The sequence below is a fragment of the Nonomuraea insulae genome, assembly GCF_042656245.1.
Map to the genome: position 1 here is coordinate 34,862 of NZ_JBHSPA010000006.1, position 21,614 is coordinate 56,475.

Consider the following 21,614-nt stretch of genomic DNA (forward strand, 5'->3'; position numbering starts at 1 on the left):
GTAAGGGTCGGTGAACCATGCCCCGTGCGCCATACGTCGTCCTCCTAGAACGGTATTCGGGGAACCGTTTGAACGCTCAGTGCGGATAACCGACAGGGGAGCGGAATCGTGAGCGTGGCCCAACGGGTGGACGTACAGGTGCCCTCATGCTCTGACCTGGAGACGGCACTCGCGCAGGGGGAGCGCGCGCTGTTCGAGCACGGCGACCTGAGAACGGCCCGGAGCTGGTTCGACGCGGCCTACCGGCAGGCGGAGACGTGCTGCGAGCCGCAGGCGCTGGCGCGGGCGGCGCTGGGGATGGGCGGGGTCTGGGTGTTCGAGCACCGGACGGCCGCCGAGTCGGAGACGGTGCGCGCCCGTCAGCAGCACGCGCTGTCGCTGCTCGACCCCTCCTCCTCCCTCGCGCTGCGGCTGCGGGCGCGGATGCGGGGCGAGGAGGACTACCGGGAGGGCGCGCACGAGGGGATCCTGCGGGTGCTGGCGCTGGCCAGGGGCTCGGGCGACCCGGTCGCGCTGGCGGAGGCGCTGAGCCTGGCGCACCACTGCCTGCTGGGTCCCGAGCACGGGAAGCTCAGGCGGGAGCTGGCCGGCGAGCTGATCGGCCAGGCGGCCGTCACCGAGCGCGGCGGCGACCTGGTGATGGGGGTGTTGTGGCGCACGGTGGACCTCTACCTGGCCGCCGACCCGCACGCGGAGCGCTGCCTGGAGGAGCTGCGGATCCTGCTGAAGAGCCACCGCCACCTGGCGGCCGGCTTCGTGGTCGACGCCATCGAGGTCATGCTGGCCATCAGGGCGGGCCGATTCGAGGAGGCGGAGCAGCTGGCCGGCGCGTGCTTCGAGCGCGGCGTGGCGGCCGGCGACGCGGACGCGACCGGCTGGTACGGCGGCCAGCTCGGCGCCATCCGCTGGTACCAGGGCCGCGGCACCGAACTGCTGCCCTTCCTGGCCGACCTGGTCAGCTCCCCCACACTCAGCCCCATCGACAACTCCTACGTGGCGGCCCTGGCGCTGGCCGCCGTCCTCGGGGGCGACCGGCGGCTGGCGGCCGGGCACCTGGCCCGCTTACGCGACCTGGCCGCCCTGCCCCGCTCCAGCACCTGGCTGCTCACGATGTTCTGCGTCGCGGAGACCGCCCACCTGCTCCAGGACACCGACACGGCCGCCCGCGCGTACGCCCTGCTGCTCCCCCACGCCGGCCTGCCCGTGATGGCCAGCCTCGGCGTGGCCTGCTGGGGCTCGGTACACCATTCGCTGGGCATGGCGGCGCTCACCACCGGGGAGCTGGACCTGGCCGTGCAGCACCTGCGCGCCGCCGTGCACGACAGCCTGGCGCTGGGCCACTGGCCGGCCGCCACGCTGTCCCGGTTCCGGCTCGGCCAGGCGATGGCGCTGCGCGACGGCTCCCAGGACGAGGCCGCGCGGGCGGAGCAGGCCGCCGCCGTCCGTGAGGCCAAGGAGCTGGGCATGGTGCTGCCCGCGCCGGCCGGGCGGGCGAGTGGGGCGGACGGCGGCTGCCGGATCCGCCGGCACGGGCGGCACTGGCAGGTCGAGCTGGGCGACCGGACCGCGCTGGTCGATCACAGCGTCGGCATGGGGCATCTGGCCACGCTCGTCGCCAACCCAGGGCGCGAGATCCTGGCCGCCGACCTGGCGGCGGGCACGTGGCGGCGCGACGGCGACGGCGAATCGGCCCAGCCGATGCTCGACGACGTGGCCAGGGGCGCCTACCGGCAGCGGCTGGCCCAGTTGCAGGCCGAGATCGACGAGCTGGAGGCCATGCACGACATCGAGCGGGCGGCGGCGCTGCGGCTGGAGCGCGAGTGGCTGCTGAACGAGCTGTCCGCCGCGACCGGCATCGGCGGCCGGGCGCGGCCGTTCACGGGGAGCGAGGAGCGGGCCAGGATCGCCGTCGGCAAGGCGATCAGGCGGGCGCTGGGCCGCATCGAGGCCGTGGACGCGGCGATCGGGGAGGAGTTGCGGGGGTGCGTGCAGACCGGGGTGCGGTGCTCCTACCGGCCCCGATAGATGGCACGGGGGTGGAACGGGATGTCACGCCTTGTGGAGGGGGCCACTTTCGAACCGTCCACTGGGGGACATTTCATGCGTCATCCGCAAAGGCTTACTGTGCCGATCCGGCTAGAACGCGATCTGCCCGAGCCGCTGCAGGACCAGCTCGCCGCCCAGCTCCGCGGAGCCATCATGCGGGGGCAGCTCGCCGCCCACACCCGGATGCCGTCCACCCGTACCCTGGCCGGGGTGCTGGGGATCTCGCGCGGTGTGGCGCTGGCGGCGTACGAGAGGCTGCTGGCCGAGGGACACATCGCCGGCCATCGCGGCTCCGGCACCTACGTCTCAGGGCCGCCGGTCCGGCCGGCCGCCGGCCCGCACGCGTCGGGCCTGGCGGACCGGTCGCCTTCCCGTACGCACGCCTCATCTCCTTCCGGCACCGACGCCTCGGACCCGGCGGGCCGGGCGGTCTCCGCCGAGATGCTCATCGACCTGCGGTCGGTGCGGCCCAGCACGGAGGGCTTCCCGCTGGCCGCGTGGCAGGAGGCCTGGGGACGGGCCGACCGGCGCGCCATGCCCTTCACCGACCCGCCCACGGCCGGGTTGCCCGCGCTCCGGGCCGCGATCGCCGCGTACCTGCGTGACACGCGCGGCCTCGCGCTTGACGGCCATGAGGTGATCGTCACGGCCGGCCAGGGGGACGCGCTGGAGCTGATCATGCGCGCGCAGGGCGGCCCCGACCCGGTCATCGCGCTGGAGGACCCCGCGCCGCCGCAGCTCAGGACGGCGCTCGGCCGGCTCGGCACCGTACTGCCCCTGCCTGCCGACGGCGTGGGCGCGCGGCCTGACCTGATCCCGGCCGGCTGCGACGTCGCGGTGGTCCGGCCGGACCGGGGCAGCCCGCTCGGCACGCGGATGCCGATCGAGCGCCGTCGCGCCCTGGCCGCGTGGGCGCGCGACAGCGGCGGCCTGGTGCTGGAGCCGGCCTTCGACGGCCTGTTCACCACCGAGATCGGCACGCGCCCCAGCGTGCTGGCCATCGGCGATCCGTGGGCCACGGCCATGGTGGGCGCGTTCCGCGACCTGCTGACGCCGACGCTGCGGCTGTCGTTCGCGCTGGTGCCGCGGCGGCTGGCCGGCGAGATCAAGGAGCGCGTGTGGGCGCGGCCGTCGCTCACCTGCCAGCTCGCGGTGACGGACCTGCTCACGTCGGGTGTCGTGAGGCGGCGGGCGGAGCGGCTGTCGATCCTGTACGCGGCCAAGCGGTCGCTCGTTCGCCAGGCCCTGGGGGCGTACCCGGGCGTGCGACTGCTCGGCGCGCACACCGGCGCGGCGGCCACCCTCCTGCTCCCGGCCGCCGTCCCGGCCGAGTCGGTGGTCAGGCTGCTGCGGGCGCGGCGGGTGCTGGTGGCCGAACTGGCCGCCTACCACCACCTGGGCGGCGTCGCCGGGAACGGGATCGTCTTCAACTACGGCCATCTGGACGCCGTCTCCCTGCACCGGGCGCTGCAGGCGATCACGCGCGCACTCGCCGACCACCACCTGTCCCGCCGCACAGCCGCGTAACCCCGGCCATCGCAGGTGCCGGGCCTCATGGAGAATGGTGCTGCTCAGGCACTTACTTCGAGAAAGGTTCGCACCCCATGGAACAGCGCGTGTTGGGACGTACCGGGCGCCAGGTCGGCGTGGTCGGCCTCGGCGCCTGGCAGCTCGGCGCCGACTGGGGCCAGGTGACGGAGGACGAGGCCGCCACCACGCTCCAGGCGGCGGTGGACGGGGGCGTCACCTTCATCGACACCGCCGACGTGTACGGCGACGGGCGCAGCGAGCAGATCGTCGGCCGCTTCGCCAAGGACCGCCCCGAGCTGACCGTGGCCACCAAGATGGGCCGGCGTCTGGAGCAGGTCCCCGCGACCTACGTGATGTCCAACTTCCGCGCCTGGAACGAACGTTCCCGCCGCAACCTCGACGTGGACACCATCGACCTGGTCCAGCTCCACTGCCCGCCGACGCCCGTCTACTCGGCGGACGCCGTGTTCGACGCCCTGGACACGCTGGTGTCGGAGAAGAAGATCGCCGCGTACGGCGTCAGCGTCGAGACCTGCGAGGAGGCCCTGACCGCGATCGCCCGGCCCGGCGTGGCGACGGTGCAGATCATCCTGAACGCCTTCCGGCTCAAGCCGCTGGAGCGGGTCCTGCCGGCCGCCCGCGCCGCCGGGGTGGGCGTCATCGCGCGCGTCCCGCTGGCCAGCGGCCTGCTGTCGGGCAAGTACGACGAGCACACGACGTTCGCGGCCGACGACCACCGCACCTACAACCGGGGCGGGGAGGCGTTCGACGTCGGGGAGACGTTCTCGGGCGTGGACTTCGCCACCGGTCTGGAGGCGGTCCGCCGCCTGGCCCCGCTGGTGCCGCAGGGGGTGACCATGGCCCAGTTCGCGTTGCGCTGGATCCTCGACCAGGAGGGCGTCTCGGTGGTGATCCCGGGGGCCCGCAACGCCGCCCAGGCCACGGCCAACTCCAGCGCCGCCGCCCTGCCGTCCCTGGACGCCGCGACCCTGGACGCGGTGCGCGGGGTCTACGACGACCTCATCCGCCCGCAGGTCCACGAACGCTGGTAGCCATTGACGCCGCGCCCATCTTTTAGGAAACTTTCCTAAGCATTCTCGCCCGCTCCACCCTTCCCCTGAGGAGCTTTCATGCACGCGAGAAGAAGATGGGCGGCCGGCGCCGCCACCGCGATCCTGACCTCCGCCCTGTTCGTCGCCGCTTCCCCCAGCGCCTTCGCGGCGCCGACCGGCTGCACGTACGGGCTCGACACCCAGACCCGCGGGGCCTGGAGCCTGTGCACGTCAGGCACCGGCGAGCACCGGATCCGCGTCCTGCAGCGGCACTTCCTGCCCGAGGTCGGTCTCATCCCGATCGAGGGCCCGTGGCAGCCCGCCGGCACGGTCTCCTACACGGGCATCACGCCGCACACGACGGTCAGCATCTGGGTGGAGACGAGGGGCTGATCTCTGGTCCGGCCCGGAGCAGCAGAGGCACCGTCAAACGGCGGCAGGTCTGGTGACCCCAGGGGGCCACCGCCACCCATCTCGCCGTCCGGGCCGGGGCCGCCCGCCAAGATCACCTCGGCGGGTGCGTAACTCCACCATCGTCCTCCTGCCCGGCCTCGGCAAGGGCCCCTACCGGATTCCGTCGCCATCCTTCCCCTAGAGGCGGCCGGCTTCGGGCGCGCACCGTCATCCAACCTTCCCGGAGAGGCCGACCTCGGGCATCGTTGACGCGTGCCGCCATCCGCCCGCCCTCGCCGGAGTCGATCACGCGTCGGATCGGGGGAGCTTTACAGGCCCACGCCGCTCGCTCATGATGAGGCCAGACCGATTCCCGCGAGGGGTCGGGCACGGGGTTCCACGGGGCGCTCGCCGTACACCGGCGACCTTTTCATAGCACCATCGCCATATTCGGACCTGTCGCGACGTTCAGACCTACCGTCGTGTCCGGATTTATCGCGACATTTGGGCTTATCGCCATGTTCGGATCACCTGAGGAGCAGCATGTTACGCACCCTGCGTTCCCGAGGCCGCGCGGCGTGCGCCGCCACCGTCCTCGCCACACTCACCCTCACGGCGTACCCGGCCGCCGCGGCGGCCACGGGCCGGCTCACGCTCTACTCCGACACCGCCTTCTCCCAGCCGGTCAAGTCCGTCACCTACTCGGCCTGCGAGGACTTCGTCGGTTACATCTCCGGGCAACGCGTCGGCTCCTTCAACAACAGCCCACTGCCCGGCTGCCGCGTCGTACTCCACGCCGTGAGCGGCAACTACACACTCTGCGCGGGCCGCGCCGTGGTCCCGCAGGCCTACCGCCAGACCCTCCTGTACTCGATCGGCGCCGGCACCACCGCACCCTGCCCGGTATAGCGGCCCCGATTCGGATCAGCAGAGGACCGTCTCGACGTACGATCCGGACTTGAACCTCCATTCGTTCGTCGTCCCGTTGGCGAGCATCGTGCAGGGCCCGCCAGCGCCCTCGCTGACGTCGACCTTGACCCGCATGGGCATGCCGCACCCGTTCCTCAGCCGCACGATCAGCCCTTCCGGCTGATCGGAGATGATCCGCGAGACACACCCGGGAGCGCTCCCGTCCGCCCACGCGGGACCGCTCACTCCCACGCTCCCGCCCAGCGCCGCCCCCGCCAGTACGACGACCGCCGACGCGACAATGCGATGCTTCACCATGAAAGCCACCCGCCTCTTCCGCTCAACCTTCTCTCCTCATACAACTTGGACACTACTACACATCGTGCTCGATAAATCACTATGAGTGACATCGCCGATCATGTAATACTCGCCACCATGACCGAGCAGCCAAAGCCCTCTTCGGACGACAAGCCAGAACCGCAGGACGCCGACGACTTACGCCTCTCGGGCGCGGTCCTGATGGCCGCGGGCCTGGGCACCGCGCTACTGGTGACGTTCACAGTCTCCGACGAGGACGTGCGCTGGCCCCTGCTGGTCATCTGCCTGATGGCGGCGCTGAGCGGCATCGGCCTGCGCATCGAGGCCGCGATCCGCGACCGCCCGTGACGGCGCGTCGTCAGATGCCGGGATATTTCTTGAACCAGGCCTCGCAGTAAGCCGGGGCATCGCCGTCCGTCATCTGGATCGCGAAGTCATCGGCCAGCTCAGCGATCGTGGCGCGCCCTTCGAGCCGCACCAGCCACTCCCCCGGCAGGACGGCGTCCCCGTGCCAGGCACCCAGGATGTCGCCGCACAGCGCCCCCGTGGAGTCGCTGTCGCCCGAGTGGTTGACCGCCAGCAGCAACGCCTGCTGGAAGGGCGTGATCCCCGAGTACGCGCCGAACCCGTCCCCCCGGTGCCGGGCCGGAGCCTGCTCCACCATCGCGCAGTAGACCGCGATGGCCAGAGCCTCCTCCGCGACCCACCCGGCGCCCAGTCTCTCTACCTTCCCGGGCGCGGCCCCTCCCTCATCAGCGAGTACGACCGCCGCCCGCAACGCCCGCGAGGTCTCCTCATGCCCGGAACACGTGGCGAGAAGTTCCAGCGTTCTATCCACCGCCTCGCGCAACTCCGCCCCGTGCACCAGGAAATGGATCAGCGCCGCGAAGGCCGCCGCCGCGAGATACCCGGTCGGATGCCCGTGCGTGATCCGCGCGCACTCAGCGGCCCGCTCGAACGCCAAGCGGGCCGACCTGCCCCCCAGCCCGAACGGCGCGGACCGCGTGACCGCGCCGCACCCCTTGGACCCGGGATTGACCGGACCGGCGCGCCCATGCGCCCCGAACTCCTCGAACTCATCGGACCTCCACGCGCCGCTCCGCAACCCGGACAGGCAGGCTTTTCCGGGCGAACGACGGCTGTACAACCACCCCTGCGTCCGTAACCATCCGTTACGGACGTAGTCGTTCTCACCGGCCGGCGGCGGGGCGTCGTGCCGCTGAGTGTCCAGCCACCGCAGGTAGGCGTGCCGGACCACGTCGGGAAGGCCGCAGATGCCCTTGTGGGTGAAACGGATCTCGGCGCGGATCAGCCCTTCCAGGGTGAAGAGCGTCAACTGCGTGTCACCGGTCACCCGCCCGGCGAACTCGGTGATCCCCGCGTCGCCGTACCGCGCCCGGATCGTGGCGATGGAGTCGGACTCGACGGGCGCGCCGAGCGCGCCCCCGATCGCTCCGGCCAGCACACAGCCCCTGACGCGACCGCGATACACGATCAGCGCCTCGCCGGACAGTTCCATGACGCCAAGAATGACAGACACAAAGCGGGCAGCAAAGATCAGGACCGCGAGGAGCGCGAACCGCACGGGGCCCAGAACGGCGGGGGTCCACTATATTGATCAGCACGATGCCCGGCGCGAACCAGCGTCGCCGAGCGCGTAATAGTACATAGAGCGGAATCAATCGGCTTCCTATCGTGAGATTTACTTCGCACGAAAGGAAGAGATCATGCGAAAGCTCCTGGCAAGCGGCGTCCTTGCCGCTTCCTTGGCCCTCACCGGCCTTGCTACCTCCGCTCCGGCCCAGGCAAGCACGACCGCCGGCACCACCACGATCAGTGAGGCCACCGGCTGCGCCCACGGCTACTATTGGCACAAGCACTGGTACAAGAAATGGTATAAGGCCGGCCACTGGTACAAGGGCCACTACCACAAGAAGGGCCACTACCACTACTACTACAAGTGGCACTGCCACAAGAAGCACTGAGTAAATGAAAGGGCCCGCCGATTTCCGTCGGCGGGCCTTTTTCGTACCCCAGGAAGACGATCTACCCGCCCATTCCCGTCAGCCGGGCCGACGAGTAGAGCACGATGATCAGCGACACGACGGCCGCGAACCACGCGATGCCCGCGACGGTCCCCAGAACGGCGTGCCCCCACTGCGACGCCAGGCCGATCGTTCCCAGCCCGACCACCGCAACACGTCGAGCTGGGGCAAGCTCTGGAGACGTGACAAGTGAAGCCCTTCTTCGTTCCCCGGCGCGCGGGCGAGGCTCCTGCTCGCTGCAACCGGTTGCAGCCCCTTTCCTGCCCCAATGCACCGCATACACCTAGATCACTGCAATGGGTTGGCTTATGATCCGGATGTCCCGAGCCCGGCAGGGAGCCGCCCATGTTGAGCCGTCGCAACGCCATGCGTGCCATGGCGATGTCCGCCTTCGCCGCCCCGGCGCTCCTTGAGGGAGTCGCCCACGCCGCACCGAACCCGTGGGCCCGCGCCGACCGGATCGCCGCACGAGTACGCGGACCGCGATTCCCCCACCGCCGATTCGACATCAGGAAATACGGCGCCGTCGGCGACGGGGTCACGGACTGCACGGCGGCCATCCGTACCGCGATCGAGGCCTGTCACAGGGCGGGCGGCGGACACGTGGACGTGCCGGAGGGACGCTACCTGACGGGCGCCGTCCACCTGCTCAGCAACGTGGACCTGCACGTCACCGCGGGCGCCAGGCTGCTGTTCAGCACCGACCCGAAGGCGTACCTCCCGCTGGTCCTGACCAGGTTCGAGGGCGTCGAACTCTACAACTACTCCCCGCTGATCTACGCCTACGGTCAGAAGAACATCGCGGTGACCGGCTCCGGCGTGCTCGACGGGCAGGCCGACAACGACCACTGGTGGCCGTGGAAGGGCTCGGACAGCTACGGCTGGGAGCCGGGCGAGCCGCGCCAGGCCGAGGCAAGGGCGGCGCTGTTCGCCCAGGCCGAGCAGGGAGTGCCGGTCGAGCAGCGCCTCTATGGCGAGGGCGGCTACCTGCGCCCGTCGTTCGTCCAGCCCTATCGGTGCGAGAACGTGCTGATCGACGGCGTCACCATCGTCAACTCGCCGATGTGGGAGGTCCACCCCACGCTGTCGCAGAACGTACTCGTCCAGAACGTCACGATCTCCAGCCACGGCCCGAACAACGACGGCTGCGACCCCGAATCCAGCCGCATGGTCGTGATCCGCGGCTGCACCTTCGACACCGGCGACGACTGCATCGCGATCAAGTCGGGCCGCAACGCCGACGGCCGCCGGGTGAACGTGCCCGCCGAGCACATCCTGGTCGAGAACTGCACGTTCCGCGACGGGCACGGCGGCATGACGATCGGCAGCGAGATGTCCGGCGGTGTGCGTGAGGTCTTCATCAGGGACTGCACGATGTCCAGCACGAACCTCGACATCGCGCTGCGGTTCAAGACGAACTCCGTACGCGGCGGCTTCATCGAGGGCTTCCACGCCAGGGACCTGGAGATCGGCCAGGTCGGCGGCTCGGTCATCGACATCGACTTCTTCTACGAGGAGGGCCCAGGACACGGCTTCAACCCCGTGGTGGGCGGCATCGACGTGCGGAACGTGACCGTACAGACCGCCAAACGCGCCCTCAACCTGCGCGGGTACGCCGACGCGCCGATCCGCGGCATCACCCTGACCGACGTGGACTTCGGCACGACCGCGACCCCCGTCGTGGTCGAGCACGTCGAGGACCTGGTGCTCAAGAACGTCCTGGCCAACGGCGAACCCCTGATCGTGCCCTGAGTCAGTTCCGGAAGGTCTGCCAGAACCACCAGACGACGCCGACCAGTCCCACGACGCACAGGGCGGCGACGAGAACAGGCGACCGCGCGAAGGACGCCAGCGGGACCGCGGCCACCACCATGACCCCAGCCACCATGGACCTGTCGACCCTGCGCCTGGGCGCCGGCTCGGCCCTGTCAGGCAACTCCTCCCACAGCCTGCCGCAGTCGGGACACTTCCACCGGTCACCCTCCGGCGGCGAACATAAATGCTCAGGCAACGGCATCCCATTCCGGCCGATGAACGGTACTGGGATCGTACCGGTGGCCCTCTCTTTGCGGAGAGCCACCGGCACCGGAGCCCAGCATGCCACCAAGCGAGCCGTCCCAGGCGAGCACCTCGGCCCGGCGACCGGGTGTCAGCGGCGCTCCGGGTCGAGCGTCTGCGTGAAGAGCGCATTGCCCTCGACGTCCTTGAGGGTGACGGTCAGTTGCTTCGTGTGCGGGTCGATGTCGACCTGGCCGAAGAACTGGTAGCCCTCCAGCGGCGAGGCGGACGCCCGCGGCGGCACGGCCTGGAAGACGGCCTCAGGGCCGAAGGTCGCGTCCAGCGCGTTCGGGCCGAAGGCGCCGGCGTTGAGCGGGCCGGAGACGAACTCCCAGAACGGGTCGAAGTCCTGGTACGCCGCCCGGTCGGGGTGGTAGTGGTGCGCGGCTGTGTAGTGCACGTCGGCGGTGAGCCAGACGTGGTTGCGGATGCCGAGACGCTTGATCTGGGTGAGGAGGTGAGCGATGTCGAGCTCGCGGCCCAGCGGCGCGCCCGGGTCGCCGTTGGACGACGACTCCTGGTTGCCGCCGTCGGGCACGACGAGGCCGATCGGCAGGTCGTTGGCGATCACCTTCCAGGTCGCCTTCGACGCCTTGAGCTCGCGCAGCAACCACGCGGTCTGCTCCTTGCCGAGCAGGCCGCCGTCGGCGACGGTCTCGAGGCCGGTGGTGTTCGGGTCCTTGAAGGTACGCATGTCGAGGATGAACAGATCCATCAGCGGCCCGTAGGACAGCTTGCGGTAGACGCGGCCGGCCTTGTCCGGCGAGACGGGCGAGATCGGGATGTACTCGTGGAACGCCTGGCGGGCACGAGCCGCCAGCGTGTCCACGAGCGTGCCGTCGGGGAATCCGGCACGGCCGACCAGAACCTGGCCGGGGTACCAGTTGTTGACCACCTCGTGGTCGTCCCACTGGGCGACGATCGCGGTCTCGGCGAGGAAGGCACGCCAGTTGTCGGCGAGCAGGTTGTACTTGAACTGGCCGCGGTACTGGTCGAGCGTCTGCGCGACCGCGGTCTTCTCCTCGATCACCAGGTTGCGCCAGATCCGGCCGTCGGGCAGGGTCACGGTCTCGGTGAGCGGCCCGTCGGCGTACACGTTGTCGCCGGAGGAGAGGAAGAAGTCGGCGCTCGCCGCGCGCATGGCGTCCGCGATCCGGAAACCGCCGAGGTCGGGGTTGACGCCCCAGCCCTGACCGGCGATGTCGCCGGACCAGATGAAGCGGATCGGGCGGCGGCCGTCGCGCCGGCCCAGACCCGCGCGGAAGCGGCCCACGAGCGGCTCGCTGCGGCGGTCGTGGTCGTGCTGGTCGGCGGCGGTCATCCGGTAGTAGAGGTCGGTGCCGGTGGGCAGGCCGCGCAGGTTGATCTGGCCGGTCAGATCCGAGGCGGGGGTGACGGCAGGCCCGGCGACCCTGCGCAGGATCCGGCGGAAGGACGGGTCCGTGGCGATCTCCACCCGCAGCCGGGCGGAGCGGTCGACGCGGGTCCACAGGGAGACGGAGCCGTCGATGGCGTCGCCTGCCTGGATGCCGTGGGTCAGGACGGGCCGGTCGGAGAGTATCTGCGCCGGGCCACGGCGGGCGGTGCGGGCGAGGGCAGGGGAGCCGAGCGCGGGAGCCAGGACGAGCCCGGCTCCGATGGCGGTCGTACCTCTGAGCAGCGTGCGGCGGTTGAGCGCGGTCATGCGCCGAGCCTGCTGCGATCCGGACAACAGCAGGTTAAATGGCGGCGACCGGACGCCGAAGCCGCAGCTACTTACCCGGTGGAGGCGTGCCGTCTAACGTTGCTTGAGGCGGAGCGCTTCCTTGCGGCCCTCGGCCTGGATGGACCGCTCGCGCTCCAGCCACTCCGGGTTCTCCGCCTTCAGCGCGTCGATCTCAGCGGTGGTGAGCGGCTCGGTGATCCCGCCTCTGGCCAGGCCGGAGATGGAGACCCCGAGCTTCGCGGCGACGACCTGCTTGGGGTGCGGGCCGTTGCGGCGCAGGTCAGCGAGCCAGGCGGGGGGCGTCGACTGCAACTCGTTCAGCTCGTCCCTGGAGACGACACCCTCCTGGAACTCGGCGGGGGTGGCTGCGAGGAGGACACCCAGCTTCTTGGCCGCGGTCTCAGGCTTCATCGTCTGGATGGTCTTCGTTTTGGACGAGGTCATGGCGTCGAGAGTAGCCAGTCGGAAGGGGTTCCCTGACATCGATACCCTGAGCAGATGAGTGATGGGGAGTTCCGGCTGGCGTACGTGCCCGGGGTGACGCCCGCGAAATGGGTCAACGTCTGGACCGAGAGGATGCCCAGCGTGCCGATCACCTTGATCGCGGTTCCCGCCGCCGAGGTGGTGGGTCTCCTGCGGGACGGCGGCGCCGACGCCGCGTTCGCCAGGCTGCCGTTCGACCGTGACGGACTCAGCGTGATCCCCCTCTACGTGGAGACCACGGTGGTCGTGGCGCCCAAGGACCACGCGGTGACCGCAGCCGACGAGGTGGCCATCGCTGACCTGGCCGACGAGCTGCTGTTCCACCCTCTGGACGACACCATCGAGTGGACGGCCCTGCCCGGGCTACCCGCGTTCACCCGGCCGGCCACAACGGCGGACGCGGTCGAACTGGTGGCGGCCGGCACCGGGCTTCTCGTGGTCCCGCAGTCGCTGGCCCGCCTCCACGACCGCAAGGACCTCACCTACCGGCCGGTTCAGGACGCGCCGCAGTCCCAGGTCGCGCTGGCCTGGCCCAAGGACGCGACCACCGACCTGGTGGAGGATTTCATCGGCATCGTCCGCGGCCGGACGGCGAACAGCTCACGAGGCCGTACGCCCGCCGCTCCTGCGGAGAAGCCGGCCCAACGCAAGCCCCAGAAACCCGCACAGCGCCGATCCGTGCCGGCCGCCCGCAAAAGAAAGGGCCCCCGGCCCCGGTGACCCTCGTAGGTGGGCGTGCGGGAAGATCCGGCTCACTCAGCCACCGGCCTACGGACGGCTGGGACCGCTCTCCCGATCATCCCGGAGCCGGGTCCCTGCCGGAGGCGTATGGTTCTCATCGTTCCGCTCCACCAGCGCCATGACCCCTGCCGCCAGCATGAAGGCAAGCCCGATGAGGGCGAAGGTGACGCCCGAAGTGCTTCCCGACGTAAACGCGGCAACAACCAGGGCGATTAAGCCAAGCCCGATAAAGCAGAGCAGTATGTCGCGGTTCTTCATGGCGAGCGATCGTAGGGGGGCGAGGTGTCCGGTGCATAGACGGGCCGCGCTTCCCGCCTTTGCGTAATGACTCGGTCCGGCCGTACCGAGATCCTCCCGGCGCAGGCTAATGGCACGAAACCCCGTTCCATGATCGGACACCGTTGGCGAAGTAGATCAAAAGCCGCGGCCCCGTGATCACCGATGTGATCACGGGGCCGCTTCACGGGTTGGCGGGCGTGTGCCTGGCCAGCTTCACCGGTGAGACCACCGACACGCCTGTGAGGACGGGGATGGGAACCAGCTCCAGGATGCGGGCCGGATCCGCGGTCTCTAGGCTTTGCCTGTGAAGAGGGACGACTTAACCGGGCGCAATGTCGCCGCTGTCGCAGTGCTGATTGGGGACGTGGTTCTGTTTATGGCTATGGGGTTCGCCATCGACTGGGCACGCAACCGGGGCGTGCTGTGCGACGGCGCCACTGTGCTCTGCTCGGGCGAAGACCCCTCCCCCGCGCAGTGGCAGGCGGAGATGACCTTTCGCTCCACCGTCGCCTACGGCTCTTTCACCGTCATGGCCTTGATCTTGATCGTCACTGTGGTTGCTGCCTGGCGGCGCCGACGTAATGGCATCGTGGTCATGCAGCTCATGGCCTTCGCGGCCGTGGCGGCGCTTGGGGCCTTGTGGGAGCCGTACGTTCCGCTGCACTGACACCCGAAGCCCCGCGAAGCGGTGGAGGCCGGCGGCGGAACGATGGCGGCGGCGCGGAGTTCGGCCACGGAGGTTGTACGGCGGCCGTGCGGCGGTAGTACGGCCCGAAGCGCCGTCGCCTTGAAACCAGTAAAGAAGCTCTGAGCCAGGTCGGGTCGCGTCGACTTTAGGCCGCCTGCCGGAGTTCATTGATTGTGTCGGCTGCTCAATACGCCTTGGCTGGCTCTACCACTTCTGCCAAGATCGCTCGTCATGGACGTGGACGAATTCTGGTTCCTGATCGAGCAATCTGCGCGAGAAACCACCAGCAAAGAGACACGTCTGGAATGGCTTCACGAGCAAATGGTGCAACGCCCTGCCAAAGAGATCGTCGATTTCAATGCCTGGATGCTCACGGCTCGGCGCAAGATCGACACACGGTTGATGTGGGGCGCCGTACGCGCCCTGTACTTGGACGGGTCCGACGATGGCTTCTGGTACTTCCAGATGTGGCTCGTCGGCCTGGGCCGTGAGACCTTCGAACGCGTTGCTCGTGAACCTGATGCCCTGGTGGACGTGCCAGCGGTCCGGCGACTTGTCGTCATGGCGCGGAACCGGCAGACGTGGACCAACGATGACTGGCCCACGTTTGAAAGCCTGGATTACGTGGCTATGAAGGCTTGGGAGCAAGCGACAGGCAAAGGATATGAGGAACTGGCAGAAGTCCTCAGGTCTCGTGGCTTCGAGTCGTTCGCGATGCCCAATCCTACGGACGAGGCATGGGAACTCGACAATGCGGAAGAGTCGGCCCGCAGGCTCCCTCGGATCAACCGATACATGCGCGAACTCTACGACCGCCGCCCTTAGATCACGAGATCTATGCCGTTGTCGCGGAGTTCCTGCGGGGTCAGATCCGCTTCGGTGTGGTCGGCGAGTTCGCGATGGTGGCCGATCTCGTAGCGGTTGGCGGGGGCTTTGACCTCGGTAACTTCGATGGGGTGGCCGTTGGGGTGGGCCATGGTGCGGCGAACGGATGCGGGCCTACATCGTCCTCTCCCTGCTGATCGGTGCTCGAACGGAGGAGCTGAGGGCGCTCCTCTGGTCGCACGTCGTGGCATACGACGAGGCCCGTGCCGCCTGGCTGCCAGTGAGCCGGGCGGCTGGGAGCACGACGAGTTCGCGGCCTACGTCTGGCGATCCGTCCGGCAAAAGGGCGAAACCAAGACCGTCAAGTCTCGGCGGTCGCTCCAGCTGCCCCAGCGCTGCGTGGCCGCGCTGGGCCTGCTCACGGACGCCCAGGACCTCGCACAGGAGAAGGCGGGAGACCACTGGAAGGACACGTACCTCGTGTTCTGCACACCCCACGGGCACTCCCCTCACCGCGCACAACGTACGGCGCGACTTCCGGAAGGTTGCGGAGGGCGGCAGGACTCCCGGACGGGAATGGTCACTTCGCAAGTTGCGGCACAGCTTTGTTTCCGTACTGTCGGACTCCGGTATCCCCATCAAGGACATCTCGCGCCTGGTCGGCCACTCCAACATGGTGGTCACCGAAACGGTCTACCGACACCAGATCCGGCCCGTGATCATGCAAGGGCTGCGGCAATGGACAAGATCTTTGGGAATTAGTCGCTCAGACACAAGTTCCAAGATCACACACAAGGTATTTTCGCAGGTGGGCGGTACTGGGTTCGAACCAGTGACCCCTCGCTTGTAAGGCGAGTGCTCTACCGCTGAGCTAACCGCCCCTGATCGGCACTACACCTTACGACACCAAGGGCCCCGGCCGCACATCCACCGCCCACCCGGGCCCCAGCTCCGGTCGGCCCGCCGAGCGCCAGCCCAGCAGGGCGGCTCCGAGCATGCCCGCGTCCACCCCGAGCGCCGCCGGGATGAGCGGGGGCGCGTCCCGGAAGGCCAGGCGCTTGATCAGGCGGGTACGCACCGGGTCGAACAGCGCGGGACCGGCCTCCGCCAGCCCGCCGCCGAGGACGATGACCGAGGGGTCCAGCAGCAGCGTGTACGTGGCCAGCGCCAGCGACAGCGCCTCCACGGCCTCGTCCCAGATCTCTATGGCGACCGGGTCGTCGGAGGCCACCACCTGCTCGGCCTTGATGCCCTCGACCCCGGCCCGCTGGCTGTAGCGCCGCCCGACCGAGGCCGCCGACGCGTAGGTCTCCAGGCAGCCGAACTGCCCGCACGCGCACTGTTCCCCGTCGGGGAAGACAGGGGTGTGGCCGATCTCGCCGGCCCAGCCCGAGGAGCCGCCGTACGGTTCGCCGGCGATGATCGAGGCGCCGGCGATGCCCGTGCCGATCGGCAGGAAGAGGAAGTCGGTGAGGCCGCGGCCGGCGCCGAGGATGCTCTCCGCCAGGCCGCCCGTGCGTACGTCGTGTCCCAGCATCACCGGGATGTCCAGGCTGGTGAAGCTCTCGGCCGGCACGTCGCGCCAGCCGAGGTTGGCCGCGTACAGGGCGGAGTTCTCGGACACCAGGCCCGGTACGGCCAGCCCGACGCCGGCCGGGACGCCGTCGCCCGAGGCGGCCAGGTGGCTGATGAAGTCGGAGATGGCCGTCACGATCGCGTCCGGGCCCTCCGCGCGGGGGGTCGGACGCCGCTCGCTTAGCAGCACCGCGCCTGACTCGCTGACCAGGCCGCCCTTCATGGACGTGCCACCGACGTCGAGCGCGACTACGAACGAACTCATTGCGGACACGAAAGGAGACGATAGCGCAGCTCAGCAAATGTCCGGAAAAGGGCATCTGTGGCGAGCACCCACGCGACGACCACCCGCGCAGGCCCTCTGCATCCAGGCGACGAGCACCCGCGCAGGCCCTCTGCACCCACGCAACCAGCGCCCGCGCAGGCCTCTGCACTCACGCAACCAGCGCCCACGCGCGCCCACGCAACAAAGCACCCGCGCGCATACGCAACAAAGCACCCGCGCGTCCCCTCACACAGCCCCACAAACCCCGTGAAGCCCTCAGCGCGTACCAACAAGGACCAATGACCCTCAGCCCCCCGACAGGGCCTCAGAAGCCCTTTAGGCCCGTCCCAGCACCCGATTGAGCGCCGCCTCCACCTCGGCCGAGAGCCCGGGTGGCGGCGGCACCACCTGAGCCAGCTCGTCGGACGAGCAGGCCATGCGCACGGCCCCGCAGGACCGGCACTCCACCTCACCCAACCGGCAGATCAGCGACGTGGAGCCGCAGGTCGCGCAGGCGTCGAGGTCGAGGTCGTGCAGCCGTTGACAGTCCGGGCAGATCAGCACCTGAGACTCATTACGCACCCCGCGCCGCCATGGGCTGGCGCCGCGCACCGGGTCCGTCTGCCGGGCCCCGCAGCGGTAGCAGGGCATCCTTCCCTCCGAAGTCAAGAAATATCGGCGAGTGCCTTGATGTAGTCGGCGACGTCACGTGCCGTGGAGATCGGATTGACCACCGACCACCGGATCACGCCGTCGCCGTCGATGATGAAGGTCCCCCGCTGAGCGAGCCCCTTCGCCTCATCGAACACACCGTACGCCTGAGCGACCTGTCCGTGTGGCCAGAAATCGGAGAGCAGCGCGAATGTATAACCCTCGCGATCCGCCCAGGCACGGTGTGTGAAGACGGAGTCCACGGAGACCGTCAGCACCCGCGCACCTTCCAAGGGTTGATCGCGCAGGGCGGACAGCTCTCCGTGGCAGATCCCGCTGAACGCCAGCGGGTAGAAGACCAGCACGACCCTCTCACCCCGGAACTGAGCCAGGCTCACCGGAGTGCCGTGCTGGTCCTGCAGCTCGAATTCCGGAGCCAGGGCGCCGACCTCGGCAGGATGTGCGTTCACAAGGCTCCATCCTGCCGTACGACAGGCGCTCGGGCTCCTACCGGCGGCTGCCCTTCGGCGGAACGAGCCTGGTCCCGGACCAGTCGGGTGCGGCGGAGATGCTGCTGGTCTGCGAGAGACCCGCCGTGGTGGCATCCTCCCCGATGTCGCTCGGCTCCACGTGGCCATCGCGCCCGGCCTTGGGAGTCAGCAGCCAGATCTCGCCGCCCTCGGCGAGTGCTCGCATGGCGTTGGTCAGAGCGTCGAAGAGATCTCCGTCGCCGTCGCGCCACCACAGCAGCACCACGTCGACGACGTCGTCGCTCTCCTCATCCAGCAGCTCGTTGCCGGTCAGGTCTTCGATGGAGTCGCGAAGCTCGTCGTCGACATCCTCGTCCCAACCGATCTCCTGCACCACCTGACTCGGCTTGAGGCCGAGTCGTTCGGCCAGGCCGCGCTCGCCCTGCGCCTGACCCGCGGTCGCGCTCACGTTTATCCCTCCTGCTTGAGTGGCCCCGCATATGCGGTTTATCGCTTCGGCACAGTCCACACGCTGTGACCCTCAGTCGTCAACGGTCGCCACGGGTACGGCCCCTGTCCAGGCAAAATCAATCCGACAAAAACGACAGGCGAACCTGGCGTTGCGGGTTGTCGACGTTCAGGTCCACGAGTGCCACAGACTGCCACGTGCCGAGCGCCATTCGCCCGTCCAGGACGGGGATCGTGGCGTACGGCGGGATCAGGGCGGGCATGACGTGCGACCTGCCGTGGCCTCGGGAGCCGTGGGCGTGCCGCCAGCGGTCGTCGGCCGGCAGCAGGTCGCGCAGGGCGGCCAGCAGGTCGTCGTCGCTGCCCGAGTGCAGCTCGAGCAGGGCGACGCCGGCGGTCGCGTGCGGCACGAAAACGTGCAGCAGCCCATCCTCGCCCTGAGCGCGGACGAAGTCTGCGCATTCGGCCGTGATGTCGTGCACCGTCTCTCGTGAACCGGTGGTCACAGAGATGATTTCAGATCTCACGGGCAAATCTTACTTAGGGACCACGACAGCGTCGGGTCCCGGAAACACCAGCCCCGTGTGCCCGTCATCGAACCTCACGATGTAGGGCGGCCCGCCGTCCATGCCCTGGACCTCCGTGATTACTCCGGCCCGCTCCCTTTCGCCGACGGTATTCCCGTGCACCAGGAGCCGGTCTCCTGTGTTCGCGTTCATACTCCCTACTTTGGTACGCCGAAAGCCGAACGAAAAGACCGCCTCACAAGTTTTGCTCCCCCTAGAGGGGGAGGAAGAAAAATGACCGGACCGTTACGCTGCGCGGATGTTGCGTTTCGGTCTGCGCGGCAAGATGGCGGCCTCCTACGTGCTGGTCACCGCGACCGCGGTGCTCCTGGTCGAGGCCGTGATCGCGGCCCTGTTCCTGATCCCCCGCGCCAACGCCGCCGATCTTGCCGCCGTGCTGCGGGAGCAGGCGGGCGAGGACACCAGGGTGCTGAGCCTTGAGGTGGCCAGGATCTCGACCGCGCGCCCTCAGCTCCCGCCCCGCGAACTCCTGGAGGCGGTCGCCGCCGAGACGAGGGGCAGGACGGTCGCGGGCGGCGCGCGACCGCGGCGTCAGCCTGGGCTCGTCCTGATGGAGGCGCTGGTGGACACCTCAGGCGTCGTCGTCGCCAGTTCGACGCCCGCGACCTATCCGGTGGGCGGCAGGCTCGACGTCGCCGTGCCGGCCCAGGAGAGCCAGGGCACCGGCAGGCTCGACGTCGCCGTGCCGGCCGAGGAGAGCCAGGGCACCGGCAGCACCAGGACGGGGGCGACGGCCTGGCACTTCAGCCCGGTGCTGATCAAGTCGCCGGAGAACCCCACCGGCTTCGGCACCCTCGGCTACGTCTATGTCCAGGCTCCCGCGGACGCCGCGCCCGCCGCCCCGGTGCTGGGCGGGGCGGGGCCGCCTCCCCCAGCGGCCCCGCTCCGAGCCGAACCCGCCACCGCGCCGACGGCCGGGGACTTTCTGCCCTTCCTCATGGCGGGCGGGCTGGCGCTGGCGCTGGTGGTGCCTGTGGGGCTGGTGTTCGGGCTGCTGAGCACGCGCCGCCTGACCAGCCGCGTACGCCGCCTGGCAGAGGTGACGACGGCGGTGGCGGGCGGCGACTTCCGCCCGCGCGTCCCCGTGGCGGGCGCCGACGAGGTGAGCACGCTGGAGAGCTCGGTCAACCGCATGGCCGACCGGCTCGGCGCGGCGGTGGAGGCGGCCAGGGCGAACGCGCACGCCGAGGCCCGGCAGGCCGAGCGCGGCCGGATCGCCAGGGAGTTGCACGACTCGATCTCCCAGGACCTGTTCTCCTTGAGCCTGCTGGCCGCGGGCATGCGCAGGGCCGCCCCCGGCGACCTGCGCGTGCAGTCGGAGTCGATGGAGCGCACCGCCGCCCGCGCGATGCGCGAGATGCAGGCGCTGCTGCTGGAGTTGCGCCCGGTGGCGCTGGAGGACGCGGGCCTGCTGCCCGCGCTGCGCGAGATCTGCCACGCCTATGAGGAGCGGCTCGGCATCGAGGTGGAGGCCGTGCTGGAGGAGGTCGCGCTGCCGCCCGCGGCCGAGCACGCGGTGCTCCGCCTGGTGCAGGAGGCGCTCGGGAACGCCGTCAAGCACGCGAACCCGGCCAGGATCGAGGTATGCCTGAGCGAGCGCGAAGGCGCGGTCACCGTGTCGGTGTCGGACGACGGCACCGGCTTCGACCCGGAGAGCCTGGCCACCAGGCACGGCATGGGCCTGACGCTGATGCGCGAGCGGATGACGGAACTCGGCGGACGGCTGGAGATCGACAGCGACGAAGGCGGTACGAAGGTGACGGCGAGCCTCGCATGACGATCCGCGTCCTCATAGTGGACGACCACGAGGTCGTCAGGCAGGGCCTGCGCTTCGTCCTGGAGCAGGAAGACGGTGTCGAGGTCGTGGGCGACTGCGGCGACGGCGAGGGCGCGTTGCGCGCCGTCGAACGGCTGCGGCCCGACGTGCTGCTGCTCGACCTGGTGATGCCCGGCGTGGACGGGCTGGCGGTGCTGGAGCGGCTCCCGGAGGACGGCCCCGCGGTGATCGTGCTGAGCTCGTTCCAGGAGGACGACCGGGTGGTGGCGGCCATGCGGCTGGGCGCGCTGTCGTATCTGTCCAAGACCTCCGCCGTCGATCGCGTGGTCGAGGCGGTGCGCGTGGCCGCGCGCGGCGGCAGCGTGCTGGAACCGGGGGTCGCGGCGCTGCTGCTCGGCAGGATGCGGCGGCCGCTCGACACGCTGACCCCGAGGGAGCGCGAGGTGCTGGCGGCGCTGGCCAGGGGCCGCTCGAACGCGGAGATCGCCAGGGACCTGCGGATGGGCAGGGAGACGGTCAAGTCGCACGTCTCCAGCGTCCTGGCCAAGCTCGGCGTGGCGGACCGTACGCAGGCCGCCATCTACGCGCTTCAGCAGGGATTGGTGCCGCTCGACGAGGCGCTGTGACCTGGCCTCAGGTACGGCGGCTAGACTCGCCCGCCGCAGCGAGAACACTCCCCGGAAGGGGAGGCTAATGCTACGAAGGAGGCATCGCGGGTGTCCCAGGACATACGAGCGAAATTTCGTTCG

28 protein-coding genes and 1 tRNA gene are annotated in these 21,614 nt (G+C 69.6%); 14 read left to right on the forward strand and 15 right to left on the reverse strand.

The genetic code is table 11. The annotated features are described in order from the left end of the window. Positions 1-108: 108 nt before the first annotated feature. From ACFPZ3_RS02905 to ACFPZ3_RS02925, 5 genes are all read left to right on the forward strand, one after another. Positions 109-2,025, forward strand: a complete 1,917-nt coding sequence (locus tag ACFPZ3_RS02905; RefSeq protein WP_379512349.1) for a hypothetical protein — start codon at positions 109-111, stop codon at positions 2,023-2,025. A gap of 99 nt (positions 2,026-2,124) precedes the next feature. Next, positions 2,125-3,573, forward strand: a complete 1,449-nt coding sequence (locus ACFPZ3_RS02910) for an aminotransferase-like domain-containing protein (protein WP_379512350.1) — start codon at positions 2,125-2,127, stop codon at positions 3,571-3,573. 77 nt (positions 3,574-3,650) lie between these two features. Beyond that, complete coding sequence (locus ACFPZ3_RS02915) at positions 3,651-4,628, forward strand: aldo/keto reductase (protein WP_379512351.1); 978 nt, start codon at positions 3,651-3,653, stop codon at positions 4,626-4,628. 78 nt (positions 4,629-4,706) lie between these two features. Continuing rightward, positions 4,707-5,021, forward strand: a complete 315-nt coding sequence (locus ACFPZ3_RS02920) for a hypothetical protein (protein WP_379512352.1) — start codon at positions 4,707-4,709, stop codon at positions 5,019-5,021. Between the two features lie 543 nt (positions 5,022-5,564). Then, positions 5,565-5,930, forward strand: coding sequence for a hypothetical protein (locus ACFPZ3_RS02925; RefSeq protein WP_379512353.1), 366 nt, complete (start codon positions 5,565-5,567; stop codon positions 5,928-5,930). 15 nt (positions 5,931-5,945) lie between these two features. Here ACFPZ3_RS02925 and ACFPZ3_RS02930 read toward each other — a convergent pair whose 3' ends face one another. Beyond that, positions 5,946-6,248: a hypothetical protein gene (locus ACFPZ3_RS02930; RefSeq protein WP_379512354.1), complete on the reverse strand. Its 303-nt coding sequence runs from the start codon at positions 6,246-6,248 to the stop codon at positions 5,946-5,948. Positions 6,249-6,365: 117 nt separating this feature from the next. Here ACFPZ3_RS02930 and ACFPZ3_RS02935 point away from each other — a divergent pair, with 117 nt between their 5' ends. Beyond that, entirely contained in the window at positions 6,366-6,596 is a 231-nt protein-coding gene (locus tag ACFPZ3_RS02935; protein WP_379512355.1) for a hypothetical protein, read from the forward strand. 10 nt (positions 6,597-6,606) lie between these two features. On the opposite strand, the gene ACFPZ3_RS02940 is transcribed toward ACFPZ3_RS02935, so the two are convergent. Further along, positions 6,607-7,767, reverse strand: a complete 1,161-nt coding sequence (locus tag ACFPZ3_RS02940) for an ADP-ribosylglycohydrolase family protein (RefSeq protein ID WP_379512356.1) — start codon at positions 7,765-7,767, stop codon at positions 6,607-6,609. A gap of 208 nt (positions 7,768-7,975) precedes the next feature. Between ACFPZ3_RS02940 and ACFPZ3_RS02945 the strand changes: the two genes are divergently transcribed. Then, complete coding sequence (locus ACFPZ3_RS02945) at positions 7,976-8,233, forward strand: hypothetical protein (RefSeq protein ID WP_379512357.1); 258 nt, start codon at positions 7,976-7,978, stop codon at positions 8,231-8,233. A gap of 61 nt (positions 8,234-8,294) precedes the next feature. Here ACFPZ3_RS02945 and ACFPZ3_RS02950 read toward each other — a convergent pair whose 3' ends face one another. Next, on the reverse strand, positions 8,295-8,441 hold the full coding sequence (locus ACFPZ3_RS02950; protein ID WP_379512358.1) for a hypothetical protein: 147 nt from the start codon (positions 8,439-8,441) through the stop codon (positions 8,295-8,297). Positions 8,442-8,638: 197 nt separating this feature from the next. On the opposite strand from ACFPZ3_RS02950, the gene ACFPZ3_RS02955 reads away from it, so the two are divergent. Then, positions 8,639-10,045, forward strand: a complete 1,407-nt coding sequence (locus ACFPZ3_RS02955; protein ID WP_379512359.1) for a glycoside hydrolase family 28 protein — start codon at positions 8,639-8,641, stop codon at positions 10,043-10,045. A 1-nt stretch (position 10,046) separates the two neighbouring features. Here ACFPZ3_RS02955 and ACFPZ3_RS02960 read toward each other — a convergent pair whose 3' ends face one another. From ACFPZ3_RS02960 to ACFPZ3_RS02970, 3 genes are all read right to left on the reverse strand, one after another. Then, positions 10,047-10,304, reverse strand: a complete 258-nt coding sequence (locus ACFPZ3_RS02960) for a hypothetical protein (protein ID WP_379512360.1) — start codon at positions 10,302-10,304, stop codon at positions 10,047-10,049. Positions 10,305-10,442: 138 nt separating this feature from the next. After that, positions 10,443-12,035 carry an alkaline phosphatase D family protein gene (locus ACFPZ3_RS02965; RefSeq protein ID WP_379512361.1) on the reverse strand — a complete coding sequence of 531 codons (1,593 nt, stop codon included), beginning with the start codon at positions 12,033-12,035 and terminating at the stop codon, positions 10,443-10,445. A 93-nt stretch (positions 12,036-12,128) separates the two neighbouring features. Next, positions 12,129-12,500, reverse strand: a complete 372-nt coding sequence (locus tag ACFPZ3_RS02970; RefSeq protein WP_379512362.1) for a DUF5997 family protein — start codon at positions 12,498-12,500, stop codon at positions 12,129-12,131. 54 nt (positions 12,501-12,554) lie between these two features. Between ACFPZ3_RS02970 and ACFPZ3_RS02975 the strand changes: the two genes are divergently transcribed. Next, on the forward strand, positions 12,555-13,259 hold the full coding sequence (locus ACFPZ3_RS02975) for a LysR family substrate-binding domain-containing protein (RefSeq protein WP_379512363.1): 705 nt from the start codon (positions 12,555-12,557) through the stop codon (positions 13,257-13,259). A gap of 48 nt (positions 13,260-13,307) precedes the next feature. Here the strand turns inward: ACFPZ3_RS02975 and ACFPZ3_RS02980 are convergent, their stop codons facing one another. Beyond that, positions 13,308-13,538 carry a hypothetical protein gene (locus ACFPZ3_RS02980; protein WP_379512364.1) on the reverse strand — a complete coding sequence of 77 codons (231 nt, stop codon included), beginning with the start codon at positions 13,536-13,538 and terminating at the stop codon, positions 13,308-13,310. A 325-nt stretch (positions 13,539-13,863) separates the two neighbouring features. Between ACFPZ3_RS02980 and ACFPZ3_RS02985 the strand changes: the two genes are divergently transcribed. Further along, on the forward strand, positions 13,864-14,226 hold the full coding sequence (locus tag ACFPZ3_RS02985; protein ID WP_379512365.1) for a hypothetical protein: 363 nt from the start codon (positions 13,864-13,866) through the stop codon (positions 14,224-14,226). 252 nt (positions 14,227-14,478) lie between these two features. Continuing rightward, positions 14,479-15,072: a DUF4240 domain-containing protein gene (locus ACFPZ3_RS02990; protein WP_379512366.1), complete on the forward strand. Its 594-nt coding sequence runs from the start codon at positions 14,479-14,481 to the stop codon at positions 15,070-15,072. Here ACFPZ3_RS02990 and ACFPZ3_RS02995 read toward each other — a convergent pair. After that, on the reverse strand, positions 15,069-15,224 hold the full coding sequence (locus tag ACFPZ3_RS02995) for a hypothetical protein (protein WP_379512367.1): 156 nt from the start codon (positions 15,222-15,224) through the stop codon (positions 15,069-15,071). The genes ACFPZ3_RS02990 and ACFPZ3_RS02995 overlap by 4 nt on opposite strands. Before the next feature lie 14 nt (positions 15,225-15,238). Here ACFPZ3_RS02995 and ACFPZ3_RS03000 point away from each other — a divergent pair, with 14 nt between their 5' ends. Beyond that, entirely contained in the window at positions 15,239-15,922 is a 684-nt protein-coding gene (locus tag ACFPZ3_RS03000) for a tyrosine-type recombinase/integrase (protein ID WP_379512763.1), read from the forward strand. Here ACFPZ3_RS03000 and ACFPZ3_RS03005 read toward each other — a convergent pair. From ACFPZ3_RS03005 to ACFPZ3_RS03035, 7 genes are all read right to left on the reverse strand, one after another. Then, positions 15,882-15,953, reverse strand: a tRNA-Val gene (locus ACFPZ3_RS03005). The genes ACFPZ3_RS03000 and ACFPZ3_RS03005 overlap by 41 nt on opposite strands. Positions 15,954-15,970: 17 nt before the next feature. Next, positions 15,971-16,912, reverse strand: a complete 942-nt coding sequence (locus tag ACFPZ3_RS03010; RefSeq protein ID WP_379512368.1) for an ROK family protein — start codon at positions 16,910-16,912, stop codon at positions 15,971-15,973. A gap of 336 nt (positions 16,913-17,248) precedes the next feature. Continuing rightward, on the reverse strand, positions 17,249-17,494 hold the full coding sequence (locus ACFPZ3_RS03015) for a hypothetical protein (protein WP_379512369.1): 246 nt from the start codon (positions 17,492-17,494) through the stop codon (positions 17,249-17,251). 83 nt (positions 17,495-17,577) lie between these two features. After that, positions 17,578-18,033 carry a peroxiredoxin gene (locus ACFPZ3_RS03020; protein WP_379512370.1) on the reverse strand — a complete coding sequence of 152 codons (456 nt, stop codon included), beginning with the start codon at positions 18,031-18,033 and terminating at the stop codon, positions 17,578-17,580. 37 nt (positions 18,034-18,070) lie between these two features. Further along, positions 18,071-18,502 carry a DUF3052 domain-containing protein gene (locus tag ACFPZ3_RS03025; protein ID WP_379512371.1) on the reverse strand — a complete coding sequence of 144 codons (432 nt, stop codon included), beginning with the start codon at positions 18,500-18,502 and terminating at the stop codon, positions 18,071-18,073. Positions 18,503-18,620: 118 nt separating this feature from the next. Further along, positions 18,621-19,028, reverse strand: coding sequence for a secondary thiamine-phosphate synthase enzyme YjbQ (locus tag ACFPZ3_RS03030; RefSeq protein WP_379512372.1), 408 nt, complete (start codon positions 19,026-19,028; stop codon positions 18,621-18,623). A 9-nt stretch (positions 19,029-19,037) separates the two neighbouring features. Further along, positions 19,038-19,220, reverse strand: a complete 183-nt coding sequence (locus ACFPZ3_RS03035) for a DUF1918 domain-containing protein (RefSeq protein ID WP_379512373.1) — start codon at positions 19,218-19,220, stop codon at positions 19,038-19,040. Positions 19,221-19,326: 106 nt separating this feature from the next. On the opposite strand from ACFPZ3_RS03035, the gene ACFPZ3_RS03040 reads away from it, so the two are divergent. Next, positions 19,327-20,865 (forward strand): sensor histidine kinase, encoded by a 1,539-nt coding sequence (locus tag ACFPZ3_RS03040; protein WP_379512374.1) that lies wholly within the window; start codon positions 19,327-19,329, stop codon positions 20,863-20,865. Beyond that, entirely contained in the window at positions 20,862-21,491 is a 630-nt protein-coding gene (locus ACFPZ3_RS03045) for a response regulator (protein WP_379512375.1), read from the forward strand. Before ACFPZ3_RS03040 ends, ACFPZ3_RS03045 begins: the two co-directional genes overlap by 4 nt. Positions 21,492-21,614 lie beyond the last annotated feature (123 nt).